Annotated in this window: 21 protein-coding genes and 1 pseudogene; 6 read left to right on the plus strand and 16 right to left on the minus strand. The window is 42.9% G+C overall.

Annotated features, from left to right (window positions below; translation table 11 throughout):
• Nucleotides 1–6 precede the first annotated feature (6 nt).
• From srlA to pfkB, 8 genes are all read right to left on the minus strand, one after another.
• A complete protein-coding gene (gene srlA, locus IGI71_RS14455; protein ID WP_074934132.1) occupies nt 7–561 on the minus strand; it encodes a PTS glucitol/sorbitol transporter subunit IIC in 555 nt (184 codons plus the stop codon).
• Entirely contained in the window at nt 561–1046 is a 486-nt protein-coding gene (locus tag IGI71_RS14460) for a transcriptional regulator GutM (protein ID WP_430615857.1), read from the minus strand. The genes srlA and IGI71_RS14460 overlap by 1 nt, the downstream gene beginning before the upstream one ends.
• Nucleotides 1043–2905: a BglG family transcription antiterminator gene (locus IGI71_RS14465; protein ID WP_201705313.1), complete on the minus strand. Its 1863-nt coding sequence runs from the start codon at nt 2903–2905 to the stop codon at nt 1043–1045. The genes IGI71_RS14460 and IGI71_RS14465 overlap by 4 nt, the downstream gene beginning before the upstream one ends.
• Nucleotides 2906–2920: 15 nt before the next feature.
• Nucleotides 2921–3721 carry an SDR family oxidoreductase gene (locus IGI71_RS14470; RefSeq protein WP_086337875.1) on the minus strand — a complete coding sequence of 267 codons (801 nt, stop codon included), beginning with the start codon at nt 3719–3721 and terminating at the stop codon, nt 2921–2923.
• A gap of 570 nt (nt 3722–4291) precedes the next feature.
• On the minus strand, nt 4292–5269 hold the full coding sequence (lacD, locus tag IGI71_RS14475; RefSeq protein WP_201705314.1) for a tagatose-bisphosphate aldolase: 978 nt from the start codon (nt 5267–5269) through the stop codon (nt 4292–4294).
• A gap of 4 nt (nt 5270–5273) precedes the next feature.
• Entirely contained in the window at nt 5274–5723 is a 450-nt protein-coding gene (locus IGI71_RS14480) for a PTS sugar transporter subunit IIA (protein WP_201705315.1), read from the minus strand.
• Nucleotides 5720–7126 (minus strand): PTS fructose transporter subunit IIC, encoded by a 1407-nt coding sequence (locus IGI71_RS14485; RefSeq protein WP_144771069.1) that lies wholly within the window; start codon nt 7124–7126, stop codon nt 5720–5722. Before IGI71_RS14485 ends, IGI71_RS14480 begins: the two co-directional genes overlap by 4 nt.
• Nucleotides 7123–8061: a 1-phosphofructokinase gene (gene pfkB / locus IGI71_RS14490; protein ID WP_144771071.1), complete on the minus strand. Its 939-nt coding sequence runs from the start codon at nt 8059–8061 to the stop codon at nt 7123–7125. Before pfkB ends, IGI71_RS14485 begins: the two co-directional genes overlap by 4 nt.
• A 154-nt stretch (nt 8062–8215) precedes the next feature.
• Here pfkB and IGI71_RS14495 point away from each other — a divergent pair, with 154 nt between their 5' ends.
• Nucleotides 8216–8965 (plus strand): MurR/RpiR family transcriptional regulator, encoded by a 750-nt coding sequence (locus IGI71_RS14495; protein ID WP_008380325.1) that lies wholly within the window; start codon nt 8216–8218, stop codon nt 8963–8965.
• Between the two features lie 159 nt (nt 8966–9124).
• Here the strand turns inward: IGI71_RS14495 and IGI71_RS14500 are convergent, their stop codons facing one another.
• The 6 genes and pseudogenes from IGI71_RS14500 to IGI71_RS14525 all read right to left on the minus strand — a co-directional run bounded on the left by IGI71_RS14500 (nt 9125) and on the right by IGI71_RS14525 (nt 14515).
• The gene (locus tag IGI71_RS14500; protein WP_005228196.1) at nt 9125–10063 is read right to left on the minus strand and encodes a 2-dehydropantoate 2-reductase; all 939 of its coding nucleotides are present in this window, start codon (nt 10061–10063) and stop codon (nt 9125–9127) included.
• Nucleotides 10064–10329: 266 nt separating this feature from the next.
• Nucleotides 10330–11292, minus strand: a complete 963-nt coding sequence (locus IGI71_RS14505) for a rhodanese-related sulfurtransferase (RefSeq protein ID WP_201688363.1) — start codon at nt 11290–11292, stop codon at nt 10330–10332.
• Nucleotides 11293–11399: 107 nt separating this feature from the next.
• Entirely contained in the window at nt 11400–12149 is a 750-nt protein-coding gene (locus tag IGI71_RS14510) for an alpha/beta fold hydrolase (protein ID WP_008379569.1), read from the minus strand.
• A 97-nt stretch (nt 12150–12246) separates the two neighbouring features.
• Nucleotides 12247–13119, minus strand: a complete 873-nt coding sequence (gene scrK / locus IGI71_RS14515; RefSeq protein WP_002347415.1) for a fructokinase ScrK — start codon at nt 13117–13119, stop codon at nt 12247–12249.
• Nucleotides 13120–13139: 20 nt separating this feature from the next.
• Nucleotides 13140–13637, minus strand: a complete 498-nt coding sequence (locus IGI71_RS14520; protein ID WP_005233908.1) for an LURP-one-related/scramblase family protein — start codon at nt 13635–13637, stop codon at nt 13140–13142.
• Nucleotides 13638–13640: 3 nt separating this feature from the next.
• A pseudogene (locus IGI71_RS14525) lies at nt 13641–14515 on the minus strand (SPFH domain-containing protein).
• A 165-nt stretch (nt 14516–14680) separates the two neighbouring features.
• Here IGI71_RS14525 and IGI71_RS14530 point away from each other — a divergent pair.
• Entirely contained in the window at nt 14681–15037 is a 357-nt protein-coding gene (locus IGI71_RS14530; RefSeq protein WP_005228172.1) for a hypothetical protein, read from the plus strand.
• 39 nt (nt 15038–15076) lie between these two features.
• Here IGI71_RS14530 and queG read toward each other — a convergent pair whose 3' ends face one another.
• Complete coding sequence (gene queG, locus IGI71_RS14535) at nt 15077–16252, minus strand: tRNA epoxyqueuosine(34) reductase QueG (RefSeq protein ID WP_142437840.1); 1176 nt, start codon at nt 16250–16252, stop codon at nt 15077–15079.
• 259 nt (nt 16253–16511) lie between these two features.
• Here queG and IGI71_RS14540 point away from each other — a divergent pair, with 259 nt between their 5' ends.
• From IGI71_RS14540 to dhaL, 4 genes are all read left to right on the plus strand, one after another.
• Nucleotides 16512–18836 (plus strand): HAD-IC family P-type ATPase, encoded by a 2325-nt coding sequence (locus tag IGI71_RS14540; protein ID WP_430615859.1) that lies wholly within the window; start codon nt 16512–16514, stop codon nt 18834–18836.
• 204 nt (nt 18837–19040) lie between these two features.
• Nucleotides 19041–19445, plus strand: a complete 405-nt coding sequence (gene dhaM, locus IGI71_RS14545; RefSeq protein WP_005228160.1) for a dihydroxyacetone kinase phosphoryl donor subunit DhaM — start codon at nt 19041–19043, stop codon at nt 19443–19445.
• Nucleotides 19442–20425 carry a dihydroxyacetone kinase subunit DhaK gene (gene dhaK, locus IGI71_RS14550; protein ID WP_008379550.1) on the plus strand — a complete coding sequence of 328 codons (984 nt, stop codon included), beginning with the start codon at nt 19442–19444 and terminating at the stop codon, nt 20423–20425. Before dhaM ends, dhaK begins: the two co-directional genes overlap by 4 nt.
• A gap of 14 nt (nt 20426–20439) precedes the next feature.
• Nucleotides 20440–21045, plus strand: coding sequence for a dihydroxyacetone kinase subunit DhaL (gene dhaL / locus IGI71_RS14555; protein ID WP_005233893.1), 606 nt, complete (start codon nt 20440–20442; stop codon nt 21043–21045).
• 78 nt (nt 21046–21123) lie between these two features.
• On the opposite strand, the gene IGI71_RS14560 is transcribed toward dhaL, so the two are convergent.
• Complete coding sequence (locus IGI71_RS14560) at nt 21124–22992, minus strand: acyltransferase family protein (RefSeq protein WP_194193441.1); 1869 nt, start codon at nt 22990–22992, stop codon at nt 21124–21126.
• Nucleotides 22993–23097: the final 105 nt, after the last annotated feature.

Here is a 23097-nt window from a genome sequence, read left to right on the forward strand (position 1 = left end):
TCCTCCTTATTCTGCCGCTAGTTTGACTGTTTTACTCAAAGTGATGCCTTGCTGCTTACACACGTAAGCAGTCGTAAAGTCGGTGACCCAACCGCCAATAAAGTTCATGATCATACCGACCAATAGATAACGAATCGCCAGCTCCATCGAGTTTAAGCCTAATGTTGTGATTCCTTGGGCAATACCTAACCATACAAAGAGTTCTCCAGGATTGATATGAGGAAATACCCCATTACTGGTGTGACAAAATTGCGCTTGTGAGGCATAATAGCTAGGCTTATAGTATTCAGGTAAAAAGCGAGCCATAGTAAACGACATTGGGTTTCCTAACATAAAGGCCGATAGGAAAGGTAAAAGCAAATAGCGAGTGAAAGGATTTTTTGAAGATAAACGTGCCACTTTGGTCACGCGTTCTTCTCCTAAGAAAGCAATCAACGTATTCATGGCGACCATCAGCATTAGCACCACTGGAACGATACCTGTCATCCATGAGATAAATGTCTCTGCTCCGGTTTGAAAAAGGCTCATAAAACCTTCAGCAAATTTTGTAATATACTCCATTATTTTGCACTCCTTTTTTCTTTCATATATATTTTTTCTTTCCATGTTTGTATTTGTATTTTCAACAGTGTTACAGGCGACACTCCCTGACTTTCGGTATAGTTCCCGGCTTCTGTGCGCAAATAGATTTCTCTGGCATTTTCCATTGCTTGAATCGTCAACTTGTTTTCTTTTTGCACTTTGGGATGGTACTTATCGATATAATGAATATCTTCTCCTAGATAGACCGACAGCTCTTTAAACTTCGCCAACACGGTTACCCCTTGCATCTTTCTGGCATCAAGAATGATTCCTGCTGGATCGACCGCAAGTAAAACGATCGTTCCTGCTTTTATTTTCCCAGCTCTGCGTCCAATCGCTACCTTGCCTTTTTTGCGCAGTTGCTGATAGTTTTGATTAAAGTGTTTGATCTGTTTCAACCCAAAAAGAATTTGTAACAAATAGGCGCCTAAGGCAAAAATACCAAATAGATAAACAAAACTCATATAATCAACTCCTTCTGATAAAGCCATTCTTTCAATGCCAATAGATTTTCTTGGGCACTGATTTCTTCTCTGAAATCCGCATTGCCAGCAATCGCAAATAATTCATCATAAATACGCAACAAGTCTTGTTCGTTTTTCCCTGTCAATTCACTTGGAATCCCTAACAAAAAAATCAGTTTGATATTACCCTCAGGAGTAACCAATTTCCTTTTGAACACACCTATCGACAGAACGATTTTATCTGTTTGATCATTGATCGCATGGGGAAAGCCAATCTCAGAATCAAAAATCGTGGCATGTTTTTCCTCTCTTTGTCTGATTCGTTCCAAAAAGCACTCATCTACCATATGCTCCTTTGTTAATTCGGCGATCATTGACTCGACATTCTTTTGATAGGTCAAGTCAGGATCTAAGTGGTTAAAGTGTAAGAGGATCGACTGCTTCCCTACTGACTGCAAGCGTTCGGCTTTTTCCCACTCATTGCGCAACCAATGATCGTCAAATAAGTTGGTCAATTTAATGATTGGACTTTTCACTTGCTCTAAATGTTTTAATGGAATCGTCGTAAAAATGGCGAAGTAATCGGTCAGATTTTCCTGATGATAGGCTTCCTCTGATAAATGGGTGATGCGAATATCATTGCCTAAGACTCGTTCCAATTGACGACGTATGATCATCGCCGTACCTCTGCCACTGTGACAAACTACAGCAATTTGCTTTTTGGCTGGTTCGTTTTGTTGGCTTTTCAAAGCAAGTTCAAAATAAAGTGCTAGATAACTGATTTCGACTGTGGGTATGGTTCGACCAACCACTTCTTCAATCTCTTGTAGACCGACTTTGGCTAATTCATAGGCAAAGGGATATTGTCGCTCGATTTCGCCGTAAAACAAATCGCTTAATTTTGCTTGGACCACGATTCGGTTGATCATATACTTTAAGTGTTCTTTCATTTCTAAAAACAAAACTTTCTCATTGATATCCAAAACGAGCGTGCGATGGATTCGCTTTAGCATCGCTTTAAAGTACTGTTCGACTGCTGTCGGGACAACCGTACGCTCAATTAAGGAATTTGCAGATAAATTTAACGGGAACCAGAGAAAGTCCTGTTCTGTTTGACTTAAAGTCACTCGGTATTTGGTCTCTAGATGATAGATCAACTGCTCGATTTGTTCTTCTTCTTTGATGAAATTTGTATAACAATTCGGTATCGTCTCTAAATAATTCCCTTCAATGATCCTTTTCATGGAAATAGAAATCACTTTATACAGTAAACGACCATAATACTGCGGAATCCCTGAGAGAGAAATGATTTTTTGGATCATTGCTCGTGTATCGTTTTCTAAATAATTTTCATAAAAATAATCTTGTACATAATAGATGTAAAGCAAACGCAGATTAAATTCACTTCCTTTAATCTGAATCCCTCTATTTGGCGTTCCAACTACTTCTGTATCAAAAGGCTTGAGTAGCTTTTTTAGCATCCGAAAATCATTATAGACAGTACTCCTACTGATCCCTAGCGCTTCAGACAGATCGTCAATTAAAATAAATGACTTTTCCTCGATCAATTGTTTTAGGATAAATGCTACCCGCTTACTTGCTGAGTTAAAATCGGTTTCTTTTTTTAACTTTCCAGCCAAAATGAGTTCAAATTCTTCAGCATCTTCTACCTCAATCGAATAGCTCTTTTTCCTTTGCACGATTTTCGCAATACCAATTAGTTCTTCATTAAGCAGATCAATACTACTCTTTACTGTTTTTGAACTACTGCTCAACTTTTTCTGTAAATCAATGATTGAAATATCCTTATGGGTTATTAACAAGTCTAAGATTTGATACCATCGATTTACGAATGCCATTTTATCCCCCTATTTCTATCCCCTAGTTTTTCCTCCCGCTACATTTGTTGTCACTCCTGTAATATAACTGGATCGGTCAGACAGGTAATAGCAGACCAAGTCAGCTACTTCTGTCAATTTGCCACTCCGACCTAGAGGAATTGTACTCGTTTTTGTGTATCCTTCTCGCAGTTTTTCAACTGTCGTCCCTCTTGTGTAAGCCAGTGCCTCCTCATAGGCAGACGTTCTCAAGCCCGTTTCTTCCATGATGCCCGGTGCAATACCCACCACTCGAACATTTGATTTTCCTAATTCTTTTGCCCAGGATCTTGTATAGCTATTGAGTGCCGCTTTGGTAGCAGCATATGCACTTTGCCCTTCAGATCCTTCAAGCCCTGATTCTGATGACATATTGATGATGACTCCAGATTTTTTATTGACCAATTCTCGGGCTACTGTTTGCGTCATTAGGAAAACGCCCTTTTGATTGATTGCACTCATCTTGTCAAAAATAGGATCTGATAATTCATATTTCCCATGAGGGTCTTTCTTATCTACTAAAAGACGTGGAATATTGATCCCTGCATTGTTCACTAAACCATCGACAGTTCCAAACCGCTCAATGACTTTTTCTACACCTGACTCCACCTCTTCCCTTACTGAAATATCCGTTTCAACAAACAACAAATTGTCATGTTGTTGCGTAGCTTCTGTAAGGTCAAAATTTGCCACATTCACCCCTTGCTCTAATAAACTTTCAACGATCCTCTTTCCGATTCCTGAAGAACCCCCTGTTACGATCACGGTTTTTCCAGCTATATTTAACCAGTCTTTCATACGTTCCCTCCTACAATTTGATTACGCTTTCAGTATAAGCGTTGACCAATAATAATTAAGACAGGATTTTTTCAAAGATCTGGAAAAAAAGTGTACGAATTTCACTGAATAATCTTCAGACCGTTTGCCTTAAAAAACAATGCAATTTTATTTTGCAACCGAAAGAATCATGTTGAAGCGACTTCTATTCTATCCTATCTTCTCCTTAGATGGAGTCATCCGCTCTTTTTTTAAAGGACGGTTTGTGAATGCGACTTAATTAATTGCTCTCGATTTTTCCACAACAAAGCCACTTCTAATAACATGCAGTAAAAGAAAGAAAAACTCCCACCTTTTTCTTCCACAAAAAAAGCTTAGGAAAGATTCCCTAAGCTTTTTGAAACGATTAAATTAGAGTGTATTAAAAAGGCAGAGATTGGTTGGTACGCTCCTTAAGAATGACCCAACTCGTTGACTTTTCCAAATAAAGACTTCGGCGAAAGTCAATCTCAGATATCCGTTTAACCGTCTGGAAGCCAGCACATGTTGACACCTTATTTCCCTAAGTTCAGATATTCCCATTGAAAGAAATCATTCAGTTGTTGCCTGACAAGAAGAAGCTGTTTCCATTAGCACCTCATTCAATGTTTCGATGTTTTTTCTACCGTCTGTTTGCATCCATTGTCTTGCAGCAGCTTCTCCTTTAGTGGCAAATACCTTAACACCATCTGCCCAAGTTGCTCGCCCGCATAATACACCATTGAAGGTTGAACCAGCTGCTTTGGCAAAGCGGAGGGTTTCTTGAAAAAGCTCTGCACTGACGCCTCCGCTAAGAAAAATAAATGGACAAGTAGCCATCTGGCTTTGTTCTTTAAAGAATGCTGCAGCCTCTTTTTGTGTATAGACAACCTCATTCCCTAACCCTTCAACAAACTTCATATTGACAGGAACTTCTACTTTCAAAACAGCTACGTTATAGCGCGACTCTGCAAAAACCTTCATCATTTGATTGACTTTATGTGGTTTGACCGTTGCGTATTCTTTCGATGTGTTATCCGAAATGGTCGCATCATAGGAGACTAGCTCTAAGAAAAAGGGCAGCCCTTCCGCCAGACATTCAGAACCGATTCGTTCTATATAAGCTTTCTTTTGATCGTTGATCGCATCGCTTTCGTCTACATCATAGTAGAGTAAAAACTTACAGGCATCTGCTCCTTCCTCTTTGAGCTTTTTGACTGACCAATAATTTAACGAGTCTGGGAGTCTCCCTGGCGTCGTTGCGTCATACCCCGTTTTTTCATAAGCCATCAATAGACCAGTATGCTGAGCACGTTGTTTTGCTGCCGGAAGTCCGTATTCTGGATCCAATAAAATAGCCGATGCATAGGGTGTTAGTTCTTCAGAGACGATGGTTTTAAATTGCTCGATCGCTGCATCCGACACATCTTTTTTATATTGACTTAGCATCCGCTTTAATGCGCCTCTTTGATCGATCGCCAATGCACTGATGATTCCTTTTGAATTACAAAGTTTTGTTACTGATATCGTTTGCTTCATTGTCGTAGTCATTTTTTCAATTCCCTTCTAGATACTGATTCATTACTTGTAGTAAAGCTGTTTTAGAAGTAGCTGCTTGGATCGCTTTTTTAAACCCTTCTTTCATCAGCATCCTTGCCACTTGAGACAAAATCGTAAGGTGGGTGGTCCCAGCTTCATTCTCTGGTATAAACATAGCGATGATCGTATGGATTTTTTGTCCGTCTAAACTGTCCCAATCGATTGCTTCTCTAAGTTTGATTACACTAATAAATGGTCGTCTAATAACACTGCTCTTCGCATGAGGAATGGCAAAGCCATCCATCATGCCTGTAGAGCCTTGTTCTTCTCGAAGGATAAATGCTGCTTCCACTTCTGAAACATTCGTAGCATCGCCTTGCCTCTTACTTTCTTTTGCTAGAAAAGATAGAGCTTCTGCTTTATTCTTTAGGAGGGAATCGACAAAAATATATTCTTCCGTAATCATGCTTTCACGTCCATTCTCTGTTTGGCAACTTTTCTTTTTTGAACCAATCCTAGCAACAACCCACCTGCGATCGATCCTGCCAAAATCGCACTTACCCATAAAAGACCATGAGTAACAACGGGTAATACTAGAAAGCCACCATGGGGTGCAGGAACTTGCACTTTGAAGAGATAGGTCAGTACAGCAGCAATCGAAGAACCTAACATCATGATCGGTAACACCCTCAGCGGGTCTTTCGCCGCAAAAGGAATCGCTCCTTCTGTAATATGTGTTGAGCCTAAGATAAAATTGACTAATCCAGCATTTTTTTCATTTGCATCAAAATACTTCCCAAAGAATAAAACGGCAAAACCTGTGATCAACGGTGGGGCAATGCACGCTGCGGATACTCCTGCCATGAAACTAGTATTTCCTTGTGCCAATAAAGCAGTACCTGTTACATAAGCTGCTTTATTGATTGGTCCTCCCATATCGAATGCGCACATACAGCCAACAATAATGCCTAATACAAAGGGACTAGAATTTTCGAAACCAGCTAAGAAGGACATCATTGCTTCGTTGATCGTTGCCATCGGTCCTGACACAAAGTCCATAATCAGTCCTGTAATCAAGACTCCTAAAACAGGATAAAGAAAAATTGCTTTCAAACCATCTAATGATTTAGGTAAAAGAACCAATGCCTTCATCAGCCCTAGCACGACATAACCGGCTAAGAAACCTGAAACGATCCCACCTAAGAAGCCAGTTCCGCCATCTGCCGCGATCAAGCCCCCAACAAACCCAACCACTAGTCCTGGTCGTTTCGCGATACTCTCCGCAATAAATGCTGATAGGATCGGGACCATCATACTCATAGCAAAACCACCGATTCCATTGAGTCGTGCAGCAAATTCGTTGTACTGAGCGTTAGTTGGATCCGCCGAATAAATCCCCCAAAGAAATGAAATAGCAATCAAGACTCCCCCACTGACCACAAACGGTAACATATGAGAGACACCATTCATTAAGTTTTTGTAGATCGTATGTCCAATCCCACTGACGGCTACTTCTTCTTTATCAGTCGGAACAGATTGCTTCGACTGTTTGATTCTCCCTGCACCATCTAAGGCATCAGCGATCAATTGATCCGCATTTCGAATTCCTGAGGCTACTGGGACATCAATGATTTTTTTGCCTACAAAACGTTCGGCTTGAACATCTTTATCAGCCGCGATAATGACTGCGTCGGCAGCTTCGATCTCTTCAGCAGTCAACGCATTTTCGATCCCAATCTGTCCATGAGTTTCTACTTTGATCGAAATGCCTCGCTTCTTAGCGGCTTGCTCTAATGCTTCTTGTGCCATATACGTATGCGCGATCCCCGTCGGACATCCCGTCGCAGCTACTATCTGAAATTTTGTCATTTATGGACTTCCTTTCTATGAACATGTATTTGCGCTTCCAATTCAGGGATATCTAAAAAGTCAGTCAATCCCTTTTTAAAAGCAGTTGAACTTCCCGCAGCAATACTTCTTTTCAATGTATGAGAAACCTCCTCCTTGCGAACCATCCCAGCAATAAAGGTCCCTAATAAGCTATCTCCCGCACAGGCTGTATTTACCACTTTACCTTTTGGGGCATTAGCGATCAGACAAGTTGCTTCATTTAAAAAAATCCCCCCCTCACTTCCTAAAGACAGCAACACATTTTGCGCTCCTTCTGCAATTAACATTTGACCGTATTTCTGATAATCTTCGGGTGCGATCGTGGCGACATCAAACAGTGTCGCTAACTCATCTTCATTTGGTTTGATCAAGTAAGGACGATACTGCAAACACTCCCGAACTTCCTTATAACTACTATCAATAATCAGCTTGACTTCTCGTTCCTGACAGATTTTACTGATCTCAATCAAAACCGTCGGTTGAACACCTTTTGGTAAACTCCCAGAAACACAAAGAAAATCACCTGGAACAAGAGTCTTGATTTTTGCTAACAATCGCTCCACATTTTCTGGACTGATCGCTGGCCCTTGATTGACCAATTTATATTCTTTGTTTTCTTCGTTGACTTGTGTAAAGACATTTATTCTGGTCATTCCATTAACCGCTACAAAATCGGTCTTGATGTGCTTTTCGCTTAAAAAATCTTCAATATATTTTCCTGTAAAGCCACCGCTAAATCCTAAAGCAGTGCTGGGAATGCCTAGCATCTTCAAAATAAGAGAAACGTTCACCCCTTTGCCATTGGCTTGGATCTCATCATCTAGTGTACGATTGACAACTTGAGGCAAAAGCTGTTCTGTTTCGATAAATAAGTCAATCGCTAAATTCATCGTGCATGTGTAAATCGTTCCCATAATTGTTCCTCCTTGCTGTACCTTAAGTATGCACTGTTTCTGAATGTACATGTTTTCTAAAACGATCCATTCTGTTGAAAACATTTTCAATCTTGTTTGATTCCATTTGATTTTCAGATACAATCACACTAAAATAGCGTTAAGAGGTGGCAAGATGGACAACAAATTAAGTGAAGCAGAACTATTTTTATGGAATTACATTACGCAAAACCTTTCAGAAATTCCGAGCCTTTCGATTATCAAACTAAGTGAACTGGCAAATGTTTCAACGACAACGATCGTCCGAACCATGAAGAAAAAGGGCTATGAGGGCTACACCTCTTTTAAACATCATTTAAAAGAGCAATCGAATATGACCTTGAATTTTTCAAACGTGGAAATGGTGGATGAAGAGATCCGTCGCTCCATTATTAAAAATGAACAAGAAGTCATTCGTACCTTAAATATGCTAGATACGGGCACTATTGAAGATGCGATCCAAAAAATATACAACGCGAAACGAATCGTTATTTTTGCACGGGGCTTTTCAGAATTGATTGGGGAAGAAATGAAGACAAAATTTCAGCTGGTGGATAAATATTGTGAGTTGTACACTGATCCCAATATTATCACTACGATCAGTAAGCGTTTACGCAAAGAAGATACTGTGATTTTTGTTTCATTAAATGGGGAGACCGAAGAATTAGTCATCGCGGCTCAAAATTGTTACGATAAAGAAATCGGATCGCTTTTGATCACCGCCTCAAAAGAAAGCCGCTTGCTGGAATTAGTCGAGCTTTCTTTGATTGGCTTCAAATCAGAAATTTCCTTTTTCCCAGATTATGAAGTCCGCTCACGACTGCCCTTATCGGTCATTGCTCGAATCTTGCTGGATTCTTATGCGATTCGCATCAAGAAAAAATAAGCAGACTCACTCGAAATCAATAAAAAAAGTCTTTTCGCCCTCATAGTGTTTCTTCTATGAGTGAGCGAAAAGACTTTTTTGCTGAATGATTTGGATGCAGTCTCTTGATATCGCTACTGACTGCTAGCGATTTTACGAGTTATTACCTTCGCAGAAGTGTTATTCCGCTGCTAAAATATCTTCCTTAGCATGGATCATTTGAGTCAAAAAGTCACAATAAGGCGTTGGCACTTGGTACTTGCGGCCTTTTCGCGAGATTGCGCCATTGATATAATCGATCTCGGTTTTGCGATGATTATTGATCAAATCTTGATACATGGATGGATAGTGCATTCCGATGCCTTCTGGATCATAGGTTTCTTCAATATGGTGGACTACTTCGGATACATCCAGTTCAACAGATTCATGGGCAGCAACTGCCGCAAATTCTTCCACGATCGTTTGGACCATCGCACGCGCCGTTGAGGTTTGTCCGAATTGGGCAATATTCACATTTAAAATCGAACACAAGCCATTTAGGGTGCCGTTGACACAGGCTTTGCGATAGATGGAGTAACGGATGTTCTCAGAATAAGACGCATTCAACCCAGCATCAGCCAAGACTGCCGCCAATTGACGGGCATCTTCTTCTTTCCCCGGTTCGATGTTTTGCAGTTCTACAGAACCATCCCCAAACAAGCGAACATTACCAGGACCAATCAAGTCCGCCGTCCAAATGGTATTTCCTAAAAAGATTTTATCCGTGCTGACATATTTTTCAATCGTGTCCTCATGACCGATCCCGTTTAATAAGCATAAGACTTTCGTTTGCTCTCCGATCATCGGTTTGATCGTTTGCATCATTTGATCCAGTTGCATCGCTTTAGTAAAGACCAGGATCAAGTCTGCTTGTACAGTCGTTGGGATCTCATTTTGCGAATAGATCGAAAAAGGGACTGCGATCTCTTCACCGTTTAAGTTCGCTCGTAATCCGTGTTCACGGATCGCTTCGATATGCGCAGGCCAGCCGTCGATTAACGTGACGTCATTTCCGCCTCTTTTTAGCATAATAGCAAAACGGCTGCCCATAGCACCTGCACCAGCAATAACAATTTTCATCTGAATTCCTCTTTCCTCTTCCACAATTAGGTATAGTTTACTCTAAAATCGTGAAATATGCGAGAGCCTTGCGTTTTTTCTCGATAGGAAAGAAAAAAGAACAATTGGAATAGTTAGATTTTTCAGATAATTAAAAAACAATCGTTTCCAATTCTGTCCATTCAAAAAAGCCGCACGGAAGGTGGAAAAACTGACTGAGCTAAGCCAGTTTTCGGACTCACGTGCAACTCTTTTAATCCTTCATTTCCTGTGAAACAGTTGTCGGTTTAGGCAGTGACTGTTTCATTTTTTGTTGCAAAGTTTTTTAACCGTTCAGCTTTTTCTGCTTCTGTGATTCCATGTTGCTCCACGTAACGGTTGTGTTCGTGGATGGCACAATCATAGCTGCAGGCACCTAAATGGGCAGCCTGATTTTCCTCAGAAGTTAAGAATTGGCGATTGCATTCTGGGTTGGCACAGTTTACATAGCGCTCGCAAGGTGTGCCATCAAACCAGTCGCGACCGATAACTTTTTTATCCACATGATTGATTTCCACACTAATGCGTTCATCAAAGACGTACATTTTGCCATCCCAAAGCTCGCCTTGAACTTCTGGGTCATTCCCATAAGCAAAGATACCACCATGAAGTTGGGCCACATCATCAAAGCCTTCTCGCAGCAACCAGCCTGAGAATTTTTCACAACGGATACCACCAGTACAATAAGTAACGACTTTTTTATCCATAAATTTTTCTTTATTATCGATGATCCATTGCGGCAACTCACGGAAGCTGCGGATATCGGGACGAACGGCTCCCCGGAAATGGCCTAAGTCATATTCATAATCGTTACGGGCATCGATCACTACGGTATCTTCATCTAACAAAGCTTCTTTGAACGCTTTAGGATCTAAATATTTTCCAGTCATTTCTAATGGATCGATGTCATCTTCCAGGTTCAATGAAACCAATTCTTTGCGCGGACGAACGAATAGCTTTTTAAACGCATGTTCTTCTACTTCATCGATTTTATAAAAAATCCCTTTAAAACGGGGATCAGCTTCCATTTTTTCCATATAGCGATTTGTTGCTTCAACCGTTCCAGAAAGCGTGCCATTGATCCCTTCATTGGCTACTAAAATACGGCCCTTGATGCCAATTTCTTTTCCAAATGCTAAATGCTCCTTGGCGAAGCTTTCCGGATCTTCAATTGTTGTATATTTATAAAATAATAAAACGCGGTATGTCAAACCAATTCCTCCTTTTTTTGCACCCTACAGTATAGGTTATCGCGTGACAAAAAACGAGTTTTATGCTTGTACCTTTTCACACAATCTTTTTCTTTGAGCAAACCGTGTCATGGATTGGTTTTATTGAGCTCTGCCACGAAAAAAGCTGTGACTTGATCCATCGTTTCTCCACGCACCAGATGGCGTTCTTCTCGCGAGATAAACTGCAGATTTGCTTCTGGATTTTCTGCCACAAAGGCTTCCACATCAGCATAAGGAATTTTCTCATCTTGGGTACCATGCCAAAATAAAAGGGGACGCTGTCCTAATTTCTCTGGTTGAGAAGACAGATCGTAAGCATCCATCCAGCTTAAAAGCTGACCATAATCCTCGGGTACAAAGAACCCAGCAGCGCCGGCGTGCATTTGGATGCGGTCACGGTATTTCAACATGGAAGGAGAACCCATGATACAAGCTGCCGCTGTGATTTCTGGATGCTGGCATAATAAACCACACGTGGTCATCCCTCCCATGGAGACACCGCCAACTGCGATCTGACCGTTGACCAAACCAAGGTTTTCAAAAAAATCGACTAAGTAAGAAAACTCAAATAGATTGGTTTGGATACTTTGCCAAAAAGTTAAAGAAGGAATCTCCGATAGCTGGGTCTTGCGCTCCCCATGATTGGCTGCATCTGGCAAGACCACCCGAAAACCTTCTCTAGCCAACTTTCTGCCTTGTGTCAACACTAATTCTTTACTCGTCTGCCAGCCATGATAGTAAATAATCAATGGCAGCGGCTCATAAATCATTTCTTCTGGTACGACTTCTAAGACCGGAATATTCCCGATTTTTCTTTTTCGAACAGCTAATTTCATTCTTTTCCACCTCAGCTTAAGTATACAAAAAGTCGCCAAAAGCGCCACTGATACGCTGCAAAAAAAGACCATACCCAAAGAGTATGATCTTTTTTATTTATGAATGTAAGACCGCTTCTCGAGCCAATGCCAAACAACCGAGGGTTCCAGCGTTGTCTTCCAATGCTGGGGTCACGATATATTTGCTTAACTCAGGCGTTTCGACATACCCATTGACCAATTTTGCAAATGCGTCGTGGACGTTTTGCAGCATATGGCGCTGTTTCATCACTCCACCGCCAAAAATGATCACATCTGGAGAAAACATCAAGGTTGTATTGTAGGCACATTGAGCAATATAGGAGGCTTCGATCTCCCAATAAGGATCATCTTCTGCAACCTCTTGTCCTTTTTTCCCTAAGCGTTTTTCGATGGCTGGTCCAGCGGCCATCCCTTCTAAACAGTTGCCATGAAATGGACAGCTGCCAGCAAAGTCATCTTTTGGATGAGGGACGACCAGCATATGCCCCATTTCTGGATGACTAAATCCTTCGATAAAGCGCCCTTCTTGTAAGGCACCGCCGCCAACACCTGTACCGATCGTGTAGTAAACGACACTACTCAATCCTTTGCCACTGCCGAAGACATACTCACCATAGGCAGCCGCATTGACATCTGTTGTCCAAGAAATAGGGATCGGAAATTCTTTTTTCATGGTACCGATGAAATCAAAATTTTGCCATGCCAATTTCGGGGTTGAGGTAATGTACCCATAAGTGGCAGAATCGCGATGGATATCGATGGGCCCAAATGAGCCAATCCCAATCCCTGCTAAATCTGCTTGGTATTGTTTGAAGAAATCAATGACTAAAGGCATTGTTTCCTCAGGTGTCGTTGTCGGAAAGCTCACTCTTTCCTTGATCGTCATTTCTTCATCGCCAATGGCACACACAAATTTTGTGCCGCCTGCTTCAATCGAACCGTATAACATGCACATCGCTCCTTTTTTTTCTAACTACTTGCTGAACTTGACGCTGCGGCATCATCTGCTTTGACGCGATCGATGGCTACCACTAATGCAATGATCAGGTCATCTAGATCTTCTTCATAGATCACGACTTCATAGGTATCGCCCCAAGAGATCCATTTTTTGTGGATCTCTGCGATTCGCTTACCGTTGCGGTTGACCACAAAATCCATATCCCACCAATTGCCGTCCACATCGATTCCTTCTGCACTGATGGAATAGCGGGCTTTAAAAAATGTGAAATGTTTTTCTAAAACGATCGCTTCTTGGCCGTGGACTTCCACAAAAAATTTTGGTAATAAACTGAACACTTTTTTGGTGATCTCCGCGATCGGTCGCTGCTGCTCATTGAAGATCGTAAAACTTTTCGGGATCTTAAAAAAACTGCCTTCGACATAATAGCGAGGGTTTTGTAAGTCATCGGTCACGGTAAATTTTTCGCCGATGCTGAAAACCTTCTGTTTGATGTAAAGTTTCTTCAAATGCTACACTCCTTTCTCTTTAACATCGCCCGTATTGATCACCGGCTGCGTGCCTTTATCGGTAATGATCGACACCAATAAATTATTGATCAGTTGGACTTTGCGGTCATCTGTGAAATTGATGTCCTGTCCGTCTTCGATTTGTTCTAACGCCATTTGTGTCATGGAGACGGCCCCTTCAACAATGATTTGCCGTGCAGATAAAATCGCTTTGGCTTGTTGGCGCTGCAGCATCGCACTAGCGATCTCAGTCGCATACGCCAAATGGTTTAAGCGAGTCTCCAAGACTTCGACCCCAGCAACAGCCAATCGTTCTTGCAATTCTTTTGCCAGCTCCTCCGAGACTTCACTTGTATTGCCTCGCAACGTCAGATCATCGTCATTGAACGTGTCATACGGGTATTGCGTCGCAATATGACGAATCGCTGTTTCACTTTGGATCTCAATGAAATCTTGGTAATAATCGACATCAAACAATGCTTTCGCCGTATCTACGACTTTAAAAACCACCACCGCCGAGATCTCGATCGGGTTTCCGTCTGAATCATTGACCTTCAACAGCGAACTGTTAAAGTTGCGGACTTTCAATGAAACATTGATTTTTTGGGTTAATGGGGTTGTCACGAACAAGCCGTTGTCTTTAATGGTCCCTAAATATTGCCCAAAAAAGAGGATCGCTTTGGCTTGATTGGGTTGTACGATCGTTAACGAACTAAGGAAAAGAAACGAAACGATCCATAAAAGAATGCTGAGAACGATTTCGAGAACGCTCTCATTTACGAACCCATGATAAAACAATAACCGCCGCCAACCAATAACCCGATCAGCACAACCAGTGCTAAATACCCATTCACATGAAATGTCTGTTTTTCTGTCATTTTTATTCCTTCCCTTCTTGCTCTTATCTTACCTTGGTTAAAGCCGCTGTGCAAATGTTCTTGCGCATATCAGCGACGATTCCCAATCAAGCTATTTTGTTTTCTGCAACTTTCCCGTTACAATTAAGGTAGGACAAAATTTTTCTCAAAAAAGGGGTAATTCTTATGGCACAAAAAATTGACTTAGAAACGAGTAAATGGTCGTTGGAATCGATCATTAAAACGGTCGGCACCGATCTTTCCTCTGTTGTGGAGGTACAAAACAAAGACGGCATTGACGTTGTAGTGATCTCGAAAGACGAGTGGCAACATCTTTTGGAATTACTCGATGCGCGTCATGCAGAAGGCTATCGGTTAGAACAAGAGCTTCCTGAAGAAATTTTAGTTGACGTTGCCGATACCGACAACCAATACACCGAAGAAGGCGAGTTAGAAATGGAGCTGCCTGAGCGTGTGCATCCAGCACCTGATTTTGAACTGGATTCAGAAGAAATCGTTGAAAGTGATGACGTACTAGATTAAATAAAAAAGCAAAACGGCCCCGGGCTCGTTTTGCTTTTTTTATAGCTCTTTTTCTTGCCTTTTGGTAATGACTGCTTGCAATCGTTCGATGGCAGGCTGCAATTCTTGTAGCGCCTCTTCTTCGGGTTCTAACTCTGCACACCGTTGCAGTCGCTCTAACCACATTTCTGGTTCTTTGACGCCCAACTGGCCAATGGCCCAATAAGCCGTTCCTCGAATCACTGGGCGCACGTCTTCTGTCGCACAGCGCCAAATCGCTGGCAAGGCACTGCGATCCCCTACATTGGCTAAGGCGATGATGGCATTACGCTGCAACGGTTTTTTCCCCCGCCAAGAGCCAGATAGATGGCCAAATTGTGCCTTGAAGGCTTTGTTTGATAAAGACAGCATCGGTTGCAGTTTTGGATAAACGGTATCGACTTCAGGCTCCATCTCTTGATGAAAATGGAAGTCTTTCCCCCGATTATAAGGGCAGACCAGCTGACAAATATCGCAGCCGTAAATCACGTTATGCATCTTTTTGCGGTACTCTTCTGGCATCATGCCCTTCGTCTGGGTTTGATAGGACAAACAGCGCTGGGCATTCATTCGACCATCGCCCAATAACGCTTTGGTGGGGCAAGCCGTCACACAACGCATGCAATCCCCACAACCAAACGGGACTTCTTCATCTGGTTCAAGAGAGATATTAGTGACGATCTCCCCTAGATAAACAAACGAACCAAATTCTTCCGTAATCAGCAAGCCATTACGACCGATAAAGCCAAGACCCGCCCGCTGCGCTGCCGCCACATCCACCAATTCCCCTGTATCGACTTGCGGTGCGAAACGCCATTCGACTTGTTCTTCCATCGTTTGCGCTTGTTCTTTGATAAAGGCGATCAAGCGATCCAATCGTTCTCGCAAAATATCATGGTAATCGATGCCCCACGAGGCACGGGCAAACATGCCGCGTTTTTCATCCCGCGGGACTTTCTCTTTGATTTTTGTCGGATAAGCTAAAGCGATCGCAATGATCGTTTGCGGATTTTCAAATGTCCGTTCAGGATAGATACGCTCTTCGATCACGGGATGCTCAAAACCAGAGGTATGGCCTTTGGCTTTTTGTTCCCGCAAGGAAGGCTCCAATGCCAAAAACGGCTCCGCTGAAGCAAACCCGATCTTGTCAATGCCAAGCCGCTTGCTTTCTGCAATAATTTTTTCTTTTAAAGACATGCTCGCTACCCTCTTTTGTCCGCTAAGCATCTGCTTCTCGGCTTTTTCTCTTCCCCTATTATACGTAAGCACCTGAAAAAAGTCGATGGTGCGGTTTGTTCCCCCAGTTTTTTTCTTTCTTTAAAAGAACACGTGTTGATTGTTTAAGATTTTAATTAATTTTATCGTTATTTTCCTCGCAACGATTGCATTGCCTTTTTCGAATGCTAGACTAGATAAAGGAATTAGAAAGAAATGAACAAATGAAATGGAGATGCTTATGACTCAATTACCCACCGGCTTGACTGCAGGAGAAGTCGCCAAGAAAACCCAAGAGGGGTTGCACAATGATTATGAAACAAAAAGCAGTAAATCAACTGCTGCGATCATCAAAGACAATTTACTGACATTATTCAATTTTCTCAATCTATTGATTGGCGTTTTTTTATTTGCCGTAGGCGCCTATTCCAACATGTTCTACTTAGCGATTATTTTTGTGAATATCACCATTGGGATCAGCCAAGAATTGCACGCGCGTAATTTAGTAAAAAAACTCTCACTTGTTTCACCGCAAACGGTACGAGTGATTCGAGATGACCAAATCCATGAGATTTCAGCCAAAGAATTGGTCTTAGAGGACGTAGTTATTCTTGGTGCTGGGGACCAAATCCCCGCTGATATGACGGTGCTTTCTGGACTAGTCGAAGTCAATGAAGCGATGCTGACTGGTGAAGCCGATCTGGTTGTCAAAGAAGCAGGTGCTTCCTTACTCTCAGGGAGTTTCATCGTCAGCGGTGAAATGACAGGAACAGTCCTTCATGTCGGTGCAGAAAACTACGCAGCGAAACTAAGCAATGAGGCAAAGGTCCACAAACCGATCCGCTCTGAGCTGCTTGCTTCGATCCGTAGTGTATCCAAATTCACCAGCTATGTAATCGTTCCTTTAGGGGTGATTTTGTTCTTCCAAGCCTTTATGATGCGAGATGCTGGGATCAAGGAATCCGTCGTCGTTTCTGCCGCTGCCTTATTAGGAATGTTACCAAAAGGACTTGTCCTGCTGATCAGTATCGCCTTGACGACAGGTGTCATTAAATTGGCAAAAAAACGGATTTTGGTCCAAGACATGTATGCCGTTGAAACCTTAGCGCATGTCGATACCCTTTGTCTGGATAAGACGGGGACGTTGACGGAAGGCCATATGGTTCTCGAATCGATCGTTCCTCTCCAAGCCGACAGCGACCCTAACATGCTCTTAGGGAATTATTTGGCAGCCAGTACGGATAACAATTTGACGATGCAAGCATTGCGTCAAGGCTGTCCTGAGCTAACGGATCATCAGCCGATCGACGTCGCTGCCTTTTCTTCACAGCGCAAATGGGGTGCTGTGGCTTTTGAACATCTAGGAAATGTCTATCTTGGTGCACCTGAAAAAGTCGCCGGCTCTGCTGCCTTGCCGCAAGTCATAGAAGCGCAAGAAGCTGGTCTACGGGTGTTGATTTTAGCCGTAGAAACTGATCCAAAAACGCCGACATCCTTTGACCCAACCAACGCACAAGCGGTGGCTGTCTTGATTTTATCCGATATCATCCGCCAAAACGCAGAAGAAACCTTGGCTTACTTAGCGGATCAAGGCATCGATCTAAAAGTGATCTCTGGCGATAATCCAATAGCTGTCGCAGCGATCGCCCATCGTGCAGGCCTAGCGAATGCCGATCAAGCCATCGATCTTTCTACCTTAACGACCGAAGCAGAAGTCCGAGAAGCTGCGACACGCTATACGGTCTTTGGTCGTGTGACTCCTGAACAAAAGAAACTACTCGTTCAAGAATTAAAAGCCAATCAACGGACCGTTGCCATGACGGGTGATGGCGTCAACGATGTGTTGGCACTACGGGAAGCCGACGTCAGCATTGCAATGGCTGCTGGCGACAGTGCGGCTCGTCAAATCGCTAACTTTGTCTTATTGGATTCTGACTTTACTACGTTGCCAGATGTTTTATTTGAAGGACGCCGCGTCGTCAATAACGTGACCAAAGCGTCGGGAATCTTCTTTATCAAGACGATTTACAGCTTCTTGCTCTCTTTGGTTTGTATCCTGACATCCAGCGCCTTTCCGTTCTTGCCGATCCAAATCACATTGATCGACTTAGCAATTGAAGGTTATCCATCTTTCTTCCTTTCCTTTGAAGAAAACAAAGCACCGATCAAAGGTCGTTACTTGCCGACAGTCTTGCTCAATGCGTTGCCAAATGCCTTGTTGGTGTTAGTCAATTACTTTGCGATCCGCTTTTTACAAACCGACTACGGTTGGTCGCAATTTGATACGACGACCTTGTTGTACTATTTGTTGATCGGGATCAGCTGTATCGCTGTGATTCGCGCTTGCTTGCCATTAAATCCATTGCGATTGTTCTTAGCGATTACCACTACCGTGGGGATCTATGTTGCAGCAATGCTCTTCCACGGTCTGCTGGAAGTCGGTTTCTTGACCGCTGTGACCTTGCCTTATTTCCTTGGCATGATGGCATTGAACATCTGCCTGTACGTGGGGCTTTCTTTCCTAACGAAGCGCTTTTCAGCCAAAGTGCTCGTTAAACAATCCTAATTGATTTTGCAGCATCGCTCTTTCTTGCTTTGTCCAGAAAGACGATGCTGTTTTTTTGTCCTCTCCATAGGTGCAACCATACAAGAAGAAAGAAATTTGGTATACTGAACCTGTAGGCGGTTTCAACAAGGACGGTGTTTCTTTGGAAAAGGCAACCCCCTTGTCAAACAGCCAAATTTAATCAGAAAGTGTTGGTGAAATTGGATGAAAAAAAGTATTTTACTCGTTTCTCACAGTCAGCAACTCACCGAAGGATTAAAACAGATGATCGAAGAAATGGCTGACGGCGAGTCAGTCACGATCTATTCTTTAGGCGGGACAGCAGAAGGAGAGCTGGGTTCTGACGCCACGAAAATCGTGGATGCCGTCAACGAATCCGCAGACGCTGAACTGATCTTAGTCTTTGCCGATCTAGGCAGTGCCGTTTTGAATGCCGAACTTGCATACGACATGCTGGAACCTCAGCAACAAGAACGCTATCACCTGATCGACGCGCCGCTGGTGGAAGGTGCCTTTGCTGCAGCGATCACCGCTGGTTTCAGTGATGATTTGGCACAAATCGTTGCAGAAGCAAAAAAAGCAGCCGAGAAAGGATGGCATGAAGCATGAAAAAAATCATTAATGATCCCTCAATGATCGTAGAAGAAATGTTGGCTGGTATCGTAGGCAGTTATCCTGAACTGGTCCATCAAGTCGCAGACTCACGGGTGATCGCTAAGAATAATCAAAAAGAACAAGTCGGTCTTGTTTCTGGCGGTGGGAGCGGACATGAGCCGGCCCATGCTGGCTTTGTCGGTGATGGGATGCTTAGCGCCGCCGTTTTAGGCGATGTCTTCACCTCCCCTACCCCCGACCAGATTTTGACGGCTATCCAAGATTCTGATCAAGGACAAGGCGTCTTGTTGATCGTCAAAAACTATACTGGCGATATCTTGAACTTTGAGATGGCCAAAGATATGGCAGAAATGGAAGAGATCACAACGGAGATCGTGGTCGTTGATGATGATATCGCTGTTGAAAATAGCACCTATACTGCTGGGAAACGAGGAGTTGCCGGTACGGTCTTAGTCCACAAGATTTTAGGCGCAGCTGCTCGTAATGGTGCCAGCTTAAGTGAATTAAAAACACTGGGCGATGCCTTGGTTGCATCGATCAAAACCATTGGGGTCGCATTAAAAGCGGCAACAGTTCCTGAAGTTGGGAAACCAGGTTTTGACTTAGCCGATGATGAGATCGAGTATGGCGTGGGTATCCACGGCGAACCTGGTTACCGTCGAGAAAAACTGAAACCCTCACGTGAACTAGCAAAAGAGTTGGTGGAAAAAATCTTGGCGGATTATGAAAAGACCCCAGAAAAAGTCGGTGTCTTGATCAACGGTATGGGTGGTACGCCGCAAATGGAGTTATTCGTTTTTGCCAATGATGTCGCGAAATTACTCGCAGAAAAAGACATCCCTGTCTCCTTCCATAAAGTCGGCAATTTCATGACTTCCATCGATATGCAGGGACTTTCACTGACCTTGATCGACTTCAGCGAAACGGATCACACCGATGCGTTAAATGAAGCCGTCACAACAATAGCCTGGTAAAGGAGCGAATAGAGATGCAATTGACAACAGAAACGGTGCAAGCATGGTTAGATACCTTCACGAAAGAAATCGAAGCAAACAAGGCCTATTTAAGCGATTTAGATACACCGATCGGCGACGGTGACCATGGCAACAATATGGCACGCGGCGTAGCCGCTTATCAAGAAGCTTATGCCAAACAACAGCCAACGACGATCAGTGATACCTTTAAAGTCTTCTCGATGGCAATGATCTCAAAAGTCGGCGGCGCTTCGGGTCCCCTTTATGGTTCGGCGTTTATGAATATGACCAAAGCAACGAAGGAACTAGAAACAATCGACTCCTTTGAACAATTAGGTACGATCGTTGAAGAAGGCTTGACCGGCATCAAAATGCGGGGAAAAGCTGAGTTTGAAGACAAAACGATGGTCGATGTGTGGCAACCTGTCGCAGAAGCCTTGAAAAAAGGTGAATTGACCAAAGACACGATCGAAGCAGCGAAAGAGCATACCAAAGAACTAGTGGCTAAAAAAGGCCGTGCCTCTTATGTTGGTGAACGTGCCATCGGTCATATCGATCCCGGATCGGCTTCTAGTGCGATTTTATTTGAGTCTTTGTTAACGGTGATAGAAAAGGATTAAAAAAACGATGCTCTTACAAAATACCGTTTAAGACAAAAGACAAACCTTATGATTGCATAAGGTTTGTCTTTTTCTTGTTTATTCCTCTTGTAAAATCGTTTGGGCAACTAGCTTCACGTATTGATCCATGCCATCTGGATTTGGATGGACCCGATCTTCATAGAACCATGACTCTTGGTCATTACTCAAATCATACCAATCGATCAAGGTCATATTGTCGTATTTTTCCGCCATGCGCTCCAACATCCGATTGACTTCATTTTGCCAACGCTGTGTCGGTACTCGCACATTGATCCAGTAGACTTTGCGATCACCGATCTCATTCATAAAGCTGTCAAATTGGGCTTCTGTAAAGGAACCATTCGTCCCTAGCCCCACAAGGACGGTATCCCGCAAAAGATTTTTTTCTTTCAAGCCTTTGATCAATTCAGGACTCGCATACAGCTGGCGCCCAACATCCCCATCAACTACCGCTTGGGTAAAGACTTCTTTCAAGTCAGCCGTTGCATCCAGCATCACAGAATCACCAAAAGCCGTGATTTCAAGAGATTCTGCTTTTTTCACTTGGGCTGCTGTTAGATCATACTTTTCCATGATATTTTTTTCATCTTCACTCGTGCTCGCCTCATCGTCTGCTTCATTACCTTCAGCATTCGCATTCTTCTGCGATTGCTCTGCCGCTTTTTTATTGGCCGCAATGTTGTCTTTCAACTGCTGCTGCTGGGCATCGACATAATTCGTCGGTGCAGTCACGACGCCAAACAAAGCAACGAGGGTAATCAGTAAGCTGGGCACTAACCACGGTTTTTTCCAACTAAAAATCGGTTTGCTGAACCAGCCGCGGACCGTTCTGAATGTATCTTTGTACTGGAATTTACGCATTGGGTTTTCGATAAATCGATAGGACAATTCACTGATAAACAAGATCAAGAATAGCTCCACTAACGTGTGCATCAGCACGTTCTCCCCGATATTTCCCACTTTTGCTTCGTAAAAAATCATCACTGGAAATTGATACAAATAGATCCCATAACTACGCTTGCCGATATAACTGAAAATCGGATTACTCAATACCCGGTTCAAGCTGGCTCCGGGATGAGCGGTGACTGCCACAAGAATCGTACATAGGATACTGATCAAGAACATGCCGCCATAATAGACAAAGGTCAAATGATCATCTAAGAAAAAGAACGCTGCGATCAGACCAGCCAAGGAAGCAAAGCCAGAGATATTCAAGACCCGTTTGGCTTTTTGCGGTATCTCTTTCTTCAAATGGGTACTTGGCCAAATGAATGCTAAGGCACTCCCCATCCAGATCGAAAAGAGCCGCGTATCCGTTCCATAATAGACCCGTGTCGGATCAGCGCCAGGTGTGTAAAGGACTGCTAACAGAATTGCCGACAAAATCGTGACTGCGGCAGTAAATTTAAAGGCGCGATGCCTCTGCTTGCCGATTTTCATCAGCAAAATAAACACTAAAGGCCAAATCAGATAGTTCTGTCCCTCCACAGCCAGCGACCACAGATGGGTAAAGGGGGATTCATTACCGAACCGATCAAAATAGGATAACCCATGATTGATCTGCCACCAGTTGTTGTAATACAGCAACGAGCTAACAAAAACCCCGCGCAAATTATTCAGCAGATTTCGCTGGAACAACGTGATATACGCTGCTGAGATAAGCAGCATCACCACCATTCCTGGATAGAGCCGTTTCATTCGCCGAACATAAAAATCTTTGACTTTGATTTTGCCGTTTTGATCCCACTCTTGCCTCAGCAAGTCAGTGATTAAATAACCTGATACGACAAAGAATACTGGAACTCCTAAATACCCGCCTCGCATATGAGTAGGTAGTAAATGATATAAAATAACGCCGATGACTGCCAAGGTTCGAATTCCGTCAAACCCGGTAATATAGCGGCTTGTGCTTAAACGTTTATTCATTTTTCAACCACTTTTCTCTAATTGATCCAATTGTTTCATAAAAAAACAATTTCAGCATGAACGCTATTGATTCCATACTCTCATAATTTACCAGAAATCCCCCAT

Source organism: Enterococcus sp. DIV1279b, assembly GCF_050531515.1.
GTDB lineage: Bacteria > Bacillota > Bacilli > Lactobacillales > Enterococcaceae > Enterococcus_D > Enterococcus_D casseliflavus.